Genomic DNA, 14,455 nt, shown 5'->3' on the forward strand with positions numbered 1-14,455 from the left:
GCCAAACCGCCACCCACTCTAACCCGATACACCCGAGTCATAACGCCGCGCCCGCCACCGGTTTTGCCCCGGTTACACTCGGGTAGCCTAAGCATTTAATTTTGCTGGTTTTTCAGCTGCATCAACACCTCAGCAAGGTGATGGTGCCCAGAGGCGGATTAGGCGGAAGCACGTTGCTCGCTCTCAAGCGCTCAATTCCCGGAAGGTATGGGCGACCGCGAAACCCTATAGGGGCAAAGCGCCACATTAAGTCCGCCGTGCCGAAAAGGCCAACTGCCGGTTGGTAGACGCGACGCACCCGGCCGCGTATGATTTTTTCACGATCCGCGCACCGGGCAAATCCCGACCCACCCCGCGCTCGGTGGTCGCTTGGTCGACCCGTCGCTCTCCTGTGCGGCGGGTTTTTTTGTTTCCGGATGAAACAGTTGGTTGGAGGGGAAGTTCGTCCCTTCGGCATCTCTTGTGCAGAAATGCCACAAGAGCTGTTCGGAGAGTTGGATGAGTTTGCAAAGGGATTGGTCCAATTGAAGAGCACGCAATAATCGCAATCCTCAACAGGGCTGACCGTGGGGACAGCATTTCGATCAAGGCGACATCGACCATATTCGGCACGCTGCGCCTATAGAAGCAGCTACTGCCCTCGGCCTGTCGGTGACATCCGATAAGGGCGGGTAGTAGCCGTTCAATCTAGCGCGAGCCGGTTGTCCTCGCCACAGTTGTTCGCGGTCCCATTGTACGAAATTGGTTGTTGATTTTTACAAGCGGCGTGCCAACAAATGGGTGCTTGGGTTTATGTCCAGGGAGGCCTCAGGTGGACATCGAGACGGACTGCGAGCGCATAGCCGTGGAGCTTGTGCACGAGGCCATCCAGAAGGTCCCGCACGGTGGCGCAGTCTCCGTCAAGGCCGTTATAGCTGCGGTTCGCCAAGATGGCCCTGACCTCGAAATCAGTAACACGGCCCTGGTCGACGTTATCGTGGCGACCGCTCCGGCGTTTGGACGCGCAGTAGCCTTCGACCTTAACGAATAATGCTGTGACAACTCATCCGGCCGCCTCCGGGAACCTTCAGCAACCAAATGAGTTGCGTAAAAAGCTTAAGGCGAACCGTTATGGCCACCCGAGATAGGGATAATCGTTCCTTCCGAGAATTGATCAGTTCGGAAGATAATCGTCGGAAGTTGCGCAAGCAGCTAAGCCTGTTGGACGACCGACCTTTGCCGCCGAAGCTTGCTGCTTTAGCGGTGGAGCTTCAGGAGGAGCTTGAGCGGCGAGAGCAAGAATGGGCTGAGGAGACCGCGGCTGCCCTAGTTCCCAGCAACGTGCCGCATTTTTTCAGCCCCTCGGTCAGCGTGAGAACTGAGCCTCCCGATCAGACGCGCAGCGTCGACACTGCTGAGGCAGCAGTTGAGGAACTCCTGAACTGCACTAAGCGTGGCCCCAAGTGGAACCTCGCGCTGCGCGTTTGCATTGCCGTGATTGCCGACAAGATGGAAGCTGAGGAGGCCCGTAAGGCATTCCTGGCTGCTGCCGAGGAGGAGGAGGTATTACGCCACTTTGGTTAGGTCTCCTGGATGCCCGCGCAGCCCTACCCGATCGCGGCCCGCTCAGAAATTTCTACCAAATATTCCGACCCACTCTAGTTACCCTTCATGACAACCCTTTCGTTTGTCCCTCGGGTGTTCGTGAAGATTGATCGGACGGCGGCAGGCATGGCTGCAACAATGCGAGGGCAGCCCTTGAGCAGCTCAAGAGGTGGACCCGGAGAGGACCTCGCTGGCACAAGGCGTGGACGCTTTGCCTGTTAGCGATGGAGGGCGATCGGATTGACCCTCATGTCGTCGCTAGGCTTTCGTGGCTGCCGCTAAGGAGGCGGAGATGTATCTCTCGCCCGAGTAGGAGGTGTCATGGCCCTATATGGGAAAGACGGGCCATTTATCCATCGAGCTTCAACGGCTCATGTTCGGGGAGATAATGATGCAGCACCTCGCCACGGTTTCGCTTGTCGAACGTGAGAGGCCACAGACAGGGCAGACTCGAAATGCTCTGCTTCGTCGTTCACAGGCGGCCCGTGGCGCTTGCCCTTGATCCCGGTTGCGGGGTTGTTGGTTCTATCTCGGCTCACGTTGATTGTCCGAACTGTGATGGGGACGGCCCGACAGCCGCTGCGGGGTAGGCAACCGACCGGCGGGCCTAACCGGCGGGGTCGTGTCCGCCGGCTGGGACCAACAATAAGCCGTTTCGTGCAGAATTGCTAATTTAGTAAACGATCACAATCCGTTCCACTAGCCACCAGATGGGACGGGCCTAGACTCGATTCTGTGCGTAAACGAGTGAGTTCCGGTGCTGGCCGGCTGGAGTTCATTTGTCCGATGATGCCCACCTTGGTGGCCAAGCCGGCCCAAGGAGACGATTGGACTCACGAGTCAAGTCGACGGCCACTGCTCTCAAATTCTCATCGACAACGAAGTAACCCGGTTCCTTTGATGTGAAAATGTCTCCTATCTGCGGCAATTCACATCAAGTCATCCGGAATCCTGCATACTTGTAATATTTGTTTTGCAGTCTTTTAACATAATTTAATGAAAAAATGCTGTTCATTAGCCCAACATTACATCTAAAAGTGAGTCGGACCTGCGCGGATGGCAGCAGGAATCGGAATTTTGACCACTGCCAGGAGAGAATATGCCTTCCATATCTACTCGCAGCGCCAACGCAACGGACGCAGAGACGGTCGCCCGTTTCATTCACGCGCTACTCGATGAACTCACTGGCGGGAAAGCGCCCACGCCCGAGGTCGTCAGACAAAGCGCGGATACGGTGCTTGCCGACGCTGGCGGGGTCGCTGTGATCGCAAGTGCAGATGACGAGCCGGTCGGCATCATGGTGCTGAATGAATGCACGGCGATCTATGCAGGAGGCAAGTTCGGCTACATTTCGGAGCTGTATGTTCGACCCGACATGCGCTCCAAAGGGATTGCCCCTCATCTGCTTGAGGTCGCCTCGCAGGAAAGCCGTGCTCGTGGCTGGAAGCGACTTAAGGTTTGAGCGCCCGGGCAACCAAAATGGAAGCGCACGCTCGATTTCTATCTGCGGAACGGGTTCGAGGAAGTCGGCCCTCGGCTCTGTCGGATAATCTAGACTCAGAGTGTCTGCTGTGGACTGTTCAAAGCAACCTGCACGATCTCAGCGGATTGAGGTCCGGCGTGGTCGCTGCCTGCCGCTGCAATCGTACCAGCATCGTCATCCCAAATGTGTGCCTCAGATAATGCAAGGTTCCCGTCACGCCGACCGCCCGGAACGCATCGGCAAAAACCGCCGTCAATCGGGTCACGCTAACGGCGTTTCCTTGAGTGTTGAGGAACCGAGCCGAGGGCGGCAATCTGCCAACCTACAGGGGCGCTGCATAGACGACCGCACCTGACGTGCACCCGGTTACGCAGCGTATAGCCGAATAACGGATCATTCCTATGAGGGTAGTTTCATGAAATTGTATGCGAAATTCTTTGGTGGAGCGGCAGCGTTGCTCGCTGCCTGGCCGGCGATGGCCAGTGCCGCGGTGGTGAGCGAACCGGCGCCCTACAATCCCAATTTCTCTTTCATTGGCGGCGTCGGCGCCATCGACATCGAGGCCAACGAGCTAGTCTATCAGGCTCCCGGCCGCGGCTCCAAGCGGAGCCACCTTATCTGGGAAAGCACCTCTCCGGTCATTTCAGCCGAGATGACGGCGCGCAGCGAAGCCGGCTGGACCGCCAAGCTTTCCGGTCAGATCGCCTTCAGCGGCGACAGCTACATGGAAGACTATGACTGGAACCCGCGATTCTCGACCAATGATGGCTGGAACGACTGGAGCGACCGTTCGCGCTTTTCCGAGACCGATCTTGATCACTTCTATTCGGCAACCGTCGCGCTCGGCCACGACTTCCAGGTCAGCGACCAACTGCTGATCAACGTCAACGGTGGCTTCAAGTACACCTCGGTCAAGTGGACTGCCTATGGCGGCTCTTACGTCTTCAGCGATGCCGGCTTCCGGGATTCGGTTGGCGACTACCCAGGAGGCGCAAAGGTCATCAGCTACCAGCAGAAATTGCCGGTCGCCTTCGCCGGCATAGATGCGACCTATGTCCAGAATCGCTGGAACTTCGGCTTTGCGCTGAAGGGCGGGATGACCTTCTCGGCCGGCGATACCGATCATCACTGGCTGCGTGACCTGCGCTTCGAGGATGGTTTCGAATCGGCGCCGGTTCTGATGGTCGGCGGCAGCGTCGGCTACCAGTACAACGAGCGGACCAGCTTCTTCGTCTCCGGTTCCTACGAAAAGGTGTTCACCGCTCGCGGCGACTACAACACCTATGACATCTCGACCGGCGCAAAGAGGGACGGCGACGACGACCGGATCGGCGGCGATTTTGCCGCGGCGGCAGTGATGGTCGGCATCAAGACCTCGTTCTGATTGAACGAACTCGACCGGAACGCCAAACCGATGTCTGCACGGCGCAGCCGAGCTGTCGTTCCGCGGTAGACCGTCTCTGATCTCGCAGCATCGTCCTTGTCCCCGATTGGTATTAGGAGAGAGATGCAAACCGGTTGGGCCATCGAATAGGCCCATTGCGACAGCTGTGAGCTGATAGCCCTCAATCGTCGGCTTCCAGACAACGTCGAGCCGCACTCAGAACCCGCGTTCAACTTTGTCGGACGATCGGTACCAACGGACGTGTTGTTCACCGCCCACTGAGAGCGCGTCGCACCGAACATTCACGGCAGCGAGGAAATGGCCCGATTCTTTCGATGTGATCGAGCGTGAAGCACGCGACGTCGGCTGAGCAAGACCGAGCGGTTCCTCCACCATCTGCATGAACATGCTCCGGAACTTTCAATCGCGGCTGACCTGGCCCGCCGAACTGGCTACCCTTGCGGCAGGTCTCAGCCGTGACATTGAGGCTGTCCGGGCGCCAATCACCAGTCCTGGAGCACGAGCCCGGTCGAAGGCCAGATCAACCACCTCAAGACGACCAAGCGCCAGATGTACTGGCGCGCCGCCTATCCACTCCTCCGGAGGCTACTTCTGGCAGCCGCTTGACCCAACCGGACAAAGGGACACCCGAAAAAAGTAGTCCCTGCCCCAAATATGCGGAAGAACCCAATTTGGCCTAAGCTTGACGCGCCCGCGCGCCTGACGGCGCGTGCCGGGTGCTCGTGAACCGAGCCGCTTTTTCTTCGGCAGGCTCAGGCGGTCTCGGCCATCCGGCTTCGCCCCCTGGCGCGGGCAGCCTGTCGGCTGCTGACGGTCGCCGGCCTGTCGGCCGACGCGGTTTGTTCGTTGGCCTTTCCCGGCGGCGCGGGGTGGCACTCCCTTCTAGGCCCGCCGCGGCATCCCGCAACCGTTCGCTTCGCTTCGGGTCCTCCTCTTGCGTTCCGGTCCTTCGGATGCGGTCCGCCTTCCGACGGCGGGCCTTTCCGGTCGCGTCTCGCCGCCCACCCCGCTTCCGGGGAAAGGCGCGGCGAGTGGTTAGCGGAGGACGAAGGAATGCGTGCAAACGACAAGCGTTGCGCCAGCGCAGAGGCTGGCGCGGCTAAGGGCGGGCGCCCGGGCGCCAGCCTTTATCAGGAGATCACGGACCGCATCATTGCCGAACTGGAGCGCGGCACCGTGCCATGAGTCAAGCCATGGGGCAGCGCAAGGGCCGACCTCGGTCTGCCCAGGAATGCGGCCACCGGGCGCCGCTATTCCGGCATCAACATCCTCATCCTGTGGGGCGCCGTCATCGAGCGCAGCTATCCCAGCCAGAACTGGCTCACCTTCCGGCAGGCGCTTGTCCTTGGCGGCAATGTCAGGAAGGGCGAGCGCGGCACGACCATCGTTCACGCTGACCGCTTTGTTCCCAAGGACGAAAGGGAACGTGCCAAGGCCGATGGCGACGAACCGCAGGCCGTGCCCTTTTTGAAGCGCTTTACCGTCTTCAATGTCGCGCAGTGCGACGGCCGCCCGAGCACCTTTACGGCAACGCCGAACCGCTGCCCGAACGCGAGATCATCCCACAGGCCGAGGCGCTTATTCGAGGAAGCGGCGCGGATTTCCGCATCGGCGGCGATCGCGCTTTCTACATGCCGGGCAGTGACACCATTCAGGTGCCGCGCAGCCGGCATTCTTTCAGCAGATCGACTATTACCGCACCTGCTTCCACGAGCTTGGCCACTGGACCGGCCACCCGGCGCGGCTGGCGCGCGACCTCTCCGGCGCCTTCGGTTCCAAGACCTATGCGCGCGAGGAATTGGTTGCCGAAATCGCCGCAGCCTTTGTCTGCTCGACGCTCGGCATCGAGCCAACCGTGCGCCATGCCGACTATATCGGCACATGGCTGAAGGTGCTGCGCGAGGAAAATCGCGCCATCTTCCGCGCCGCCAGCCTTGCCTCCAAAGCCGCCGATTTTCTTCTTGGCTTTAACGCCGAGACCGAAGGCGCGCAACAAGATGAGATCGCGGCATGAGCGTCGCGCGATCCCGACACCCTGCAGACCGAACCGACGCCGCAAGGCGAGCAGACGCTCATTCCCGTGTCCGGCCGGTCACCACGCGCAACCGCCTTGCCCTCTTGGCCGACGCGCCCGCGCGCGGCGCAGAAGCCGCTCGATACCGGGCTGCTCGATGAAGCCGACAGAAATCAACTCGACCTGATTTGAGAGGAGTTTTCCCATGATCTTGATCACCGACGAACTGCGCGCCCAGCTGCTCGCCAATGGCGCAACTGACATCGAGACCGACCATGTCCCGGTGGTAAGACTATTCGATCCAACCGGGCCAGCAACCTGGCTTCTCACCGAACTCGACGCCGACAGCGACACAATGTTCGGCCTTTGCGACCTCGGCTTCGGCTTCCCGGAACTCGGCAGCGTCAGCCTTGCCGAGCTTGCAAGCGCCAAGGCTCGGCGTGGCCTCGGCATCGAGCGCGACCTCTGGTTCAAGGCGCGCTTTTCGCTCTCCGTTTACGCCCAAGCGGCGCGCAGCGCCGGCCACATCACCGAAGCCGAGCGGCTTCTGCGGCAGGCAGCGGAAGCACTGCCAAATCCCATTCCGAGCTTCCGCCAGACGCGGCGGAGCAAGAGCGCCGATAAGGCGCAAAACCGCCCCCGCCGCGCCGGCCTTCGGCCCTTGCGGCGGGGACAATTCACCCCCAACGAAGGAGACGAACCATGCAGCTTGCCCACATTCCTTTCGACCGGCTCAGCATTTCCACGCTCACATGGGGCCATTCCAGCGCGCCCGACGTGTTGGACATGCTGCCGTCCGTTCGCGCGCGCGGCGTCCTTGTGCCGCTTCTGGTGCGGCCCAACATCGAGCCGGATAGCTTCGAGATCGTCGCCGGCCGGCGCCGCTATCTCGCCGCGAAGTCGCTCGCCGACGAGCGCGGTGAGGGCGATGCCTTGCCCTGCGCCATCATGGAAGACGGCGACGACTCCGATGCGCTCGAGGCCTGCTGATCGAAAACTTCGCCCGGCTCGATCCCGACGAGGTGTCGCAGCGGGAGACGTTTTCGCGGCTGATCAAGGAGGGCTGCAGCGTGCCGACATCGCCGCCACTTTCGGCATCACCGAGCTTTTGGTCAAACGCATTCTGGCGCTCGGCGACCTCTTGCCGAAAATCCGCGAGGCCTATCGGCGCGAGGAAATCGACGCCGAGACGGCGCGCAATCTGACCATGGCCTCCAAGGCGCAGCAGAAGGATTGGCTGGCGCTTTATACCGATTCGGAGCAATACGCGCCGCGCGGCGACCAGTTGAAACAATGGCTGTTCGGCGGCCAGTCGATTTCCTCAGAGGTGGCGCTGTTTGCCGTCGAGGATTATCCGGGCCAGATCGTCTGCGACCTGTTCGGCGAGGACAGCTATTTCGCCGACCTGTTCTGGCAAAATCAGAACGAGGCGATCGCTGCCAAAGCGACGCCTATCTGAAAGCCGGCTGGCCGACGTGGCCGTGCTGGAACCGGGGCAGTTTTTCCAGTCATGGGATCACGAAAAGACGCCGAAGAAAAGGGCGGCAAGGTCTTCATATCAGTCTCGCATCGCGGCGCGGTCGAGGGCTGGCTGTCGCGCAAGGATGCCCGCCGTGCCCGCGCGCAGGGCGAGGGCGGCGAGCACGAAGAACCCCCCTCAAAGCCGTCGCGACCGGAACTCACCGGGCCGATGCAGAACTATGTCGATCTGCATTGCTATGCCGCGGTGCGCGCGGCCATGCTCGACCGTCCGGGTGTCGCGCTGCGCCTGATGGTGGCGCATCCCATCACAGGTTCGGGCCTGTGGCAGGTTCGCCGCGAGCCGCAGCGCACCGCCAATGAAGCCGTGGCGGCAAGCCTCGCAGCCTGCAAGGCCGAAGCCGTATTCTGCGAAGGCGGCGCGAGGTTTTGGCGCTGCTGGGGCAACCGGAGGAGGATGGCGCGGTCGCCGGCGGCAACGGCGATGCCTTTGCCACAGCGCGCGTCTTCGCCCGGCTGTTGACGCTTTCCGACGACGATGTCCTGCGCGTTCTCGCTATCGTCATGGCCGAGACGGTCGAAGCCGGCAGCGCCGTCTCGAGGCGCTTGGCAATCACCTGAATGTCGATATGGCCGCTTGCTGGCAAGCCGACGACGCCCTCTTCGACCTGTTGCGCGACAAGGAAATTGCCAATCTGATACTCACCGATATCGGCGGCAAGCATGTCGCCCACGGCAGTGTTTCGAGAAGGTGAAGACGCAAAAGACAACCATCCGCGACTTCCTGTTCGGCAAGAACAGCAGGGAGAAAGTCGACGCATGGCTGCCGCGCTGGATGAAATTCCCCGCCGAAAGCTACACGACCCAGGGCGGCTTCCGCACCGCCGATCAATGGGCCAGAGTTCAGCCGCTGTTCATGGCCGAATGAACCAGCCAAGCCAGGCGGAGGCGATTTCGAGTGCCGCCGCCTGGCACCTCTCTCGGGCGATGCCGGCTGCACCTTTGCGGCTTTTCCGGCGCGCACCGCACGCGAAATCCCGACGCCAACTCATCGCCTTCGCCAGCCTGCGCCGCGCCGGGATGCTAGCCGAGGCGCAACGCGGATAGCCACGTCCGCCCCTTGCGACGGTGTCTGAACCTGCGCAAGCCCGATATCCGCGACGCCGCTTGGGCATCGTGTCAGCCGATCGCGCGGCCTGTCTCCTAAGCGGTCTTGCGGGACAACGCGATAGCGGCCATTCGCGGCAACGTTCGTCGTTGTCAGCAGCGTCTGGAGGTGCTCGCCCGGGACCTACAAAAGAACAAGGAAGAGATGAAAATCCGCCGGTTGTTCAATCGGGACGAATGGGCGATCACCAGTGCGAGCCCGGTTTGCGAGCAGTCGATCGATGGTACGCTCTCCTCGGTCATGCTGGCGATGCGATCAATGCGCTGCTCGTCGCCGCGGCCAAAATCTGCGCCTGATCCTCACGGTTCTCGCGCTTTGGCTTGCCTAGTGCCTGCAAGCACTCCAGCCGAAAACGGCGAAATCGGATGCTTCCACTCGTCTTCCCGGGTTCGAAATATCAACAATATCAACGCCTTAGCCGTTGTTCAGGGCCGACTACCGAGTATCTGCGCCGCGGTAGGGTTCGGCTAGCTGAGAGCGTGAAGCCGAGCGCCCCCCATACGCAAGGGCTCGCCTATACTCGTGCCGGTCATCTAGGGCTCGGCAGATCGCCAAGGCCCTGGCGGCAAGCATTCCGGATCAGGGCGAGGTTGGGTTTTGGCCATGCGTCGCGTGTGGGTCGCTGACTTGAGGTGATGTGCGTCCGGCGGCCCGCCTCGTCGCCTCGTCGAGGTTAGTCACCGAAGTGATGCTGACCGCCGGCCAGCGGACTGACCGAAGACGCATCCACATTCTGACTCGCTGAAAAGATGATTCAAGAGATACGAGCCATCCCCAAGGTCGGCCGGAGCGTCCCGCTCGGCCCAAGCGTGAAAGATATCATCGCCACCCACGAGGCTCTGGAGTCGAACCGCAACCCTTCGCTCTCGCTTCGGGTCCTTCTCTTCGTTCCAGTCCTTCGGATGCGGTCCGCCTGGACGGCGGCCCTTCCGGTCGCAACTCGCCGCCCGCCCCGCTTCCGTCCCGCTTCCGGGGAACGCCGCGATTGGCGAGCGGAGGCAAAACGAAGCATGCAAGATAGAAGCGTGCCGTCATCGAAGAGGCAGGCAGAGGCGGGGGCGCCCATGTCCTCGATTCCCGCTTTGCGGCCGTCGAGCGTCGGAATCGTCCTGTTTCCGTCTTGCTAAGGCCCGTTGCGCAGGAATCGGCGCAGGCCCTCGTCCGAGCGATTCTCCGCTCGCTCGCCGCCTCGATCACAGCCAACAAAACAGGGGCGAGGATTGCTATAGGCAGAAGCTGCCGAAGCCATCATCGTGACGATTTGCTCTTTTGCAGCTCGGTTCGTTTAGCGTTCCAGTCGGGTGGGGTCTGACCAAGAATGTTGCGAACGAAGAAGTCCAGGAGTTTGCGCTCAGTGTAGATGCCTGGCACGTTGTGATCGGCACCAGGCACATAGACCATGTCGAAATCTTTTCCCGCCTTGATGAGTCGGTCGGCAAGCTGCAGCGAGGAGGACGGGTCGACATTGCGGTCCATTTCGCCCACGACGATCATCAGCTTGCCCCGCAGCCTGTAAGCATTTTCGATGGCGGAGGATTGGGAATATTCAATGCCGACTGGCCACCCCATCCACTTTTCGTTCCACCAGATCTTGTCTATCCGGTTGTCGTAGCAGCCGCTGTTGGCGACCGCGACCTTATAGAATTCGGGATGGAAGAGTAGCGCGCTCACCGCGCTCTGGCCGCCTGCGGACCCGCCGAAAATGCCGACATTGGAGATATCGTACCACGGATACCTCGCGGCGGCCGCCTTGTGCCATAGAATGCGATCGGGAAAGCCTGCGTCCTTCAGATTTTTCCACGCAACGTCATGAAAGGCGCGTGAGCGGTTGTTGGTACCCATGCCATCGATCTGCACAACGACGAAGCCCAGCTGCGTGAGCGGCTCTGTCCGTCTTGAGAAGGATTTTGGGACGAAGGAGCCCTGGGGCCCGGCATAGATATTCTCCACCACCGGGTACTTCTTCGTCGGATCGAAATTGGCGGGCAGGTGGATCACGCCCCAAATATCAGTCTTGCCGTCGCGCCCCTTGGCGTGGAAGCTGAGTGGCGGCTGCCAGCCGGCGGCGACGAACTCGGACATGTCGGCGGTCTCCACCTCCATGAGTTTGACATCGTCGCTGGCGCGGTAGAGCATCATGCGGGGCGGCAGATCGATGCGTGACCAGAGATCGACATAGTAGCGGCCGTCGGGAGAGAACTCGACATGGTGGTTGGCCGGCTCGGGCGTGAGCTCAGTCAGCCCCTCACCGTCGAAGCCGATGCGGTACGCATGGACGAAATAGGGGTCCTCCCCCGGATTCTTCCCGCTCGCCTCGAACCAGATCTGGCGCTTGACCGGATCGACATGGTTGACCGCGCGGACCACCCATTCACCGAAGGTGATCTGGTTCTTGAGCGCGCCCGTCTGGCCGTCGAACAGGTACAGGTGCTCGTGCCCGTCGCGCTCGGACGCCCAGATGATCTCCTTCCCGTCGTCGACATCGTAACGAAAGATTTTCCCGGTACGGTGCTGGTTCATCACCAGCGGCCGGTAATCAACGAAGGTCGTGCTGGTCTCTTCGATCAGCGAGCGTGCGCGCCCCGTGGCGGCGTCTACCTCGACCAGCCGATAGAGCTGATGCCCGCGCTGGTTATATTCGAAAGTGAAGCCGCGACCGTCTGCCCACCATTGGAGAGGGGAAAGTTCGAAGGGGTTGGAGAACAGGGCGTTGTCGATCACGATCTGGCGGCGGGCGGCAATGTCGAACAGGACCGGCTGGGGCAGCGGAAGGACATCGCCCGGCTTGGGATAGACCATTGTCGAATATTCGCGCTGCAACCGGTCCGTCGACGAATTGAGGTAGGGGACCACCCGCTTGTAGCCGGGGCGAACGCGGTAGGCCGCGAGATGGCGCGAGTCCGGCGACCAGCTCAGCGTCGAAAAGACGTAGTAATTGCCCTCTGATCCATCCCGGCTCAGCGCAACATTCTGCAATCCGTCCTTGCTGCGCAGGAAAACATTGTGGTTCTTGATATAGGCGATCCATTTGCCGTCGGGCGACGCGCTGCAGTTGTCGGGGTCGTTCTGCGCCGGCGGCGTGTATAGGTGGCCGAGCGGCCAAAGTTCCGGGTCGTCCGAATCCAATGTGGTGCTGGTACAGTCATAGCTTACAAGGTCGCAGCTCCACCAGGTGTCTTCAATCTGGAAGTCGAGCCTGCGACCATCCTCGGTCAGTTCGAAACGCTCGAAGGGAAGATCGCCTGCCTGATAGCTCTTATGGCTCGCTTCATTTAGCGCCGCCGCCAGACGGGCCTGGTCGAAGGCGGCCCGTTTCAAACCCGTGGCAGCATCGACCCGCATAAACTGCTGCTCGCCGTGGATAGTCCGGCGGTATACGAACGTGTTGGCTCCAGTCAGCCAGAACGGCCCCTCGGGGACATTCACGGTGAGCCCGCGATAGCGATCGTTGATCGCCAGTGCCCGCTCCAAATCGGTCAGCGCTAGCGGTGGATGTGCACCGTTTGAACCGTTGGCCAGCGCCCCAGCGGTTGCCGATCCCGATGCCCCTTCAATTAATAACGAGAGCGCCGAAGCGCCGATCTTGACCATATCTGTTCACCTCTTCGGTTTTCGGGAGACGCATTGTTGGATCGGGCTTTTCATCGCCGGTGTGCAGCAGTGTTGAGCGTTGCTCGAAGGAGTCAGCACGCGGGTGCGGCCGAGACGGCAGTCAACATGACCCGTGCGCCCTACGCCGATATCCAGGAACTGGCCGGGTGAACCAGACTGAAGAGTTGGCGCCGAGCCAGCAGGGTATTTTCCATGTCCACAATGATGGAATGTTCAAAGCCCGTGACGCTTGCAATCACACTCCCTTCCTTTTTCTGCACCTGGAAGGGCCGGAATTGGGCCCGGCACAAAGCGTTGGGTATGGACATTCTCTGCATGGCTGTCGTCAGTCCGTTGATCCGTGTCCGGATGAACGATGCAATATGCGCGCCAAAGGAGATCCTTTTAGATCACGGCAATCGATCGGACTGGCTGTGTCGGGTGAACGACATTAACGTCGCACATCCGACAGCTCGGACAACCCCAAGTCACATTGACCTTGGGTGTATGTCGGGTTGACAAAAGTGGACCGTCGGGCCCACGGCAAAAGGGCGCACGAGGCGCCCTTCATTCGACTCGGCTGTGCGTAAGCCGACTTCGCCGGCGTCAGAAATGGTACGTGACGCCTGCGCCAATCAGCCAGGGGTCGAGCTCCGCCTTCCCCGTCTGCTTCGTGCCGGCCACGGTGACGTCGAAGTCTGGCTTGAGGAAAAGCTTCTTCACGTCGAAGTTGACGCCCCAGTGCTGGTCGACCATGTAGTCGAACCCGACCTGCAGCGCGGTGCCGAACGTGTTCTTGACCTTGAGATCATCGGCGCTGCCGGCTTGCTGATGATAGAAGATCGTATAGTTCACGCCGGCGCCGACATAGGGCTTGAAGGCGCCGAAATCGGTAAAGTGGTACTGCAATGTCAGCGTGGGCGGCAGCAGCCAAACCTTGCCGATATTCCCCAGCCCGCCGATCGAGCCTTGGCCTGTGATGTTGGCATAGGTGGTGCCGAGGATAAGCTCGGCTGCGACGTTGTCCGTGAAGAAATACGAAATATCGAGTTCCGGCGTTACGGTGTTCGAATAGGAAAGACCGGAGCCGGGCACCTCGTTAACGTAGCCCGAATCCTCAGTGATAACCCCCAACGCGCGCAGGCGGATCTGCCAAGGGCTTGGCCATTCCGTGAACAAGGCACCCTCATCCGGGTCGCACGGTTCTGCAAGGTCTGCCGCGGCCGCCTGCTGTCCTACCAGCAACAGGACGACGGCCGCTGTGAGTCCCCGCAACACGTTCATTCGCTTTGTTGCCATAATGTTGTTTCCTTGCTCGTTAGACTTCACTGTGAATAGTCCTGCTGTGTTGATTGCTATCTACAGAACGCTGGCGCGCATTATTCGCAAATTCTGCGCGCATTGTTTGCAACACTCTCGCAAACTATAGACCTGTACTCTCTTCGTCGAAGTTCGCCCTTGTCGACCTGCCGGTCGCCAATGAACGCTATCGGAGTGCTAGCCGATCGCGCTGCCAAGGAAATCGTCGCCCAAGGCAATGAATGCGGCCCGCTCGGATTGTCCTTGCCGTAGCTGTGCCCGCCTGCGCTGGTCCCATAGAAGTAAGCGGGAAGGCACCGTATTAACGTAGCCCGAATATGCCCCCGAGGCGGCGCAGGCGGAACTGCCCAGAGCTTGGCTCTTAGATTGGTGTCGTAGACGGGCACGGGTAAGGGGGAGGCGGAGGGGGAG

12 protein-coding genes and 2 pseudogenes are annotated in these 14,455 nt (G+C 60.7%); 11 read left to right on the forward strand and 3 right to left on the reverse strand.

The window, feature by feature from the left end:
* The first annotated feature begins 811 nt into the window (after nt 1-811).
* The 5 genes and pseudogenes from AC0L3L_RS35290 (at nt 812) to AC0L3L_RS35310 (ending at nt 6,486) form a co-directional block, all read left to right on the forward strand.
* Entirely contained in the window at nt 812-1,030 is a 219-nt protein-coding gene (locus AC0L3L_RS35290) for a hypothetical protein (RefSeq protein WP_473479244.1), read from the forward strand.
* A gap of 80 nt (nt 1,031-1,110) precedes the next feature.
* Nucleotides 1,111-1,563, forward strand: coding sequence for a DUF982 domain-containing protein (locus tag AC0L3L_RS35295; RefSeq protein ID WP_473479247.1), 453 nt, complete (start codon nt 1,111-1,113; stop codon nt 1,561-1,563).
* 1,120 nt (nt 1,564-2,683) lie between these two features.
* On the forward strand, nt 2,684-3,046 hold the full coding sequence (locus AC0L3L_RS35300; protein WP_473641939.1) for a GNAT family N-acetyltransferase: 363 nt from the start codon (nt 2,684-2,686) through the stop codon (nt 3,044-3,046).
* Between the two features lie 436 nt (nt 3,047-3,482).
* On the forward strand, nt 3,483-4,451 hold the full coding sequence (locus AC0L3L_RS35305; RefSeq protein WP_473641941.1) for an omptin family outer membrane protease: 969 nt from the start codon (nt 3,483-3,485) through the stop codon (nt 4,449-4,451).
* Between the two features lie 1,074 nt (nt 4,452-5,525).
* Nucleotides 5,526-6,486 (forward strand): annotated as a pseudogene (locus AC0L3L_RS35310) (ArdC family protein).
* 78 nt (nt 6,487-6,564) lie between these two features.
* On the opposite strand, the gene AC0L3L_RS35315 reads toward AC0L3L_RS35310, so the two are convergent.
* Complete coding sequence (locus AC0L3L_RS35315; RefSeq protein WP_473630306.1) at nt 6,565-6,705, reverse strand: hypothetical protein; 141 nt, start codon at nt 6,703-6,705, stop codon at nt 6,565-6,567.
* Between AC0L3L_RS35315 and AC0L3L_RS35320 the strand changes: the two are divergent.
* The 6 genes and pseudogenes from AC0L3L_RS35320 to AC0L3L_RS35345 all read left to right on the forward strand — a co-directional run bounded on the left by AC0L3L_RS35320 (nt 6,692) and on the right by AC0L3L_RS35345 (nt 8,893).
* A pseudogene (locus AC0L3L_RS35320) lies at nt 6,692-7,110 on the forward strand (DUF2958 domain-containing protein). The gene AC0L3L_RS35315 and the pseudogene AC0L3L_RS35320 sit on opposite strands and share 14 nt — an antisense overlap.
* Before the next feature lie 78 nt (nt 7,111-7,188).
* Complete coding sequence (locus AC0L3L_RS35325; protein ID WP_473479259.1) at nt 7,189-7,476, forward strand: ParB N-terminal domain-containing protein; 288 nt, start codon at nt 7,189-7,191, stop codon at nt 7,474-7,476.
* Nucleotides 7,457-7,945 (forward strand): hypothetical protein, encoded by a 489-nt coding sequence (locus AC0L3L_RS35330; protein WP_473641943.1) that lies wholly within the window; start codon nt 7,457-7,459, stop codon nt 7,943-7,945. Before AC0L3L_RS35325 ends, AC0L3L_RS35330 begins: the two co-directional genes overlap by 20 nt.
* Nucleotides 7,946-7,996: 51 nt before the next feature.
* Nucleotides 7,997-8,488, forward strand: coding sequence for a hypothetical protein (locus AC0L3L_RS35335; RefSeq protein ID WP_473641945.1), 492 nt, complete (start codon nt 7,997-7,999; stop codon nt 8,486-8,488).
* 106 nt (nt 8,489-8,594) lie between these two features.
* A complete protein-coding gene (locus AC0L3L_RS35340) occupies nt 8,595-8,720 on the forward strand; it encodes a hypothetical protein (RefSeq protein WP_473641947.1) in 126 nt (41 codons plus the stop codon).
* Nucleotides 8,717-8,893: a hypothetical protein gene (locus tag AC0L3L_RS35345; protein WP_473641949.1), complete on the forward strand. Its 177-nt coding sequence runs from the start codon at nt 8,717-8,719 to the stop codon at nt 8,891-8,893. The genes AC0L3L_RS35340 and AC0L3L_RS35345 overlap by 4 nt, the downstream gene beginning before the upstream one ends.
* 1,488 nt (nt 8,894-10,381) lie before the next feature.
* Here the strand turns inward: AC0L3L_RS35345 and AC0L3L_RS35350 are convergent.
* Together AC0L3L_RS35350 and AC0L3L_RS35355 are read right to left on the reverse strand one after the other, a co-directional pair.
* Nucleotides 10,382-12,724: a S9 family peptidase gene (locus AC0L3L_RS35350; RefSeq protein WP_473641950.1), complete on the reverse strand. Its 2,343-nt coding sequence runs from the start codon at nt 12,722-12,724 to the stop codon at nt 10,382-10,384.
* Nucleotides 12,725-13,330: 606 nt separating this feature from the next.
* Nucleotides 13,331-14,008, reverse strand: coding sequence for an OmpW/AlkL family protein (locus AC0L3L_RS35355; protein ID WP_473641952.1), 678 nt, complete (start codon nt 14,006-14,008; stop codon nt 13,331-13,333).
* Between the last annotated feature and the right edge of the window lie 447 nt (nt 14,009-14,455).

It is taken from the genome of Mesorhizobium sp. WSM4849 (assembly GCF_055811385.1).

Bases quoted from the DNA above. Each gene is read 5' to 3' on its own strand.
- AC0L3L_RS35355 (WP_473641952.1), bottom strand. From the start codon at position 14,008: ATGAACGTGTTGCGGGGACTCACAGCGGCCGTCGTCCTGTTGCTGGTA.
- AC0L3L_RS35340 (WP_473641947.1), top strand. From the start codon at position 8,595: ATGGCCGCTTGCTGGCAAGCCGACGACGCCCTCTTCGACCTGTTGCGC.
- AC0L3L_RS35295 (WP_473479247.1), top strand. From the start codon at position 1,111: ATGGCCACCCGAGATAGGGATAATCGTTCCTTCCGAGAATTGATCAGT.
- AC0L3L_RS35350 (WP_473641950.1), bottom strand. From the start codon at position 12,724: ATGGTCAAGATCGGCGCTTCGGCGCTCTCGTTATTAATTGAAGGGGCA.
- AC0L3L_RS35300 (WP_473641939.1), top strand. From the start codon at position 2,684: ATGCCTTCCATATCTACTCGCAGCGCCAACGCAACGGACGCAGAGACG.
- AC0L3L_RS35305 (WP_473641941.1), top strand. From the start codon at position 3,483: ATGAAATTGTATGCGAAATTCTTTGGTGGAGCGGCAGCGTTGCTCGCT.
- AC0L3L_RS35330 (WP_473641943.1), top strand. From the start codon at position 7,457: ATGCGCTCGAGGCCTGCTGATCGAAAACTTCGCCCGGCTCGATCCCGA.
- AC0L3L_RS35325 (WP_473479259.1), top strand. From the start codon at position 7,189: ATGCAGCTTGCCCACATTCCTTTCGACCGGCTCAGCATTTCCACGCTC.
- AC0L3L_RS35335 (WP_473641945.1), top strand. From the start codon at position 7,997: ATGGGATCACGAAAAGACGCCGAAGAAAAGGGCGGCAAGGTCTTCATA.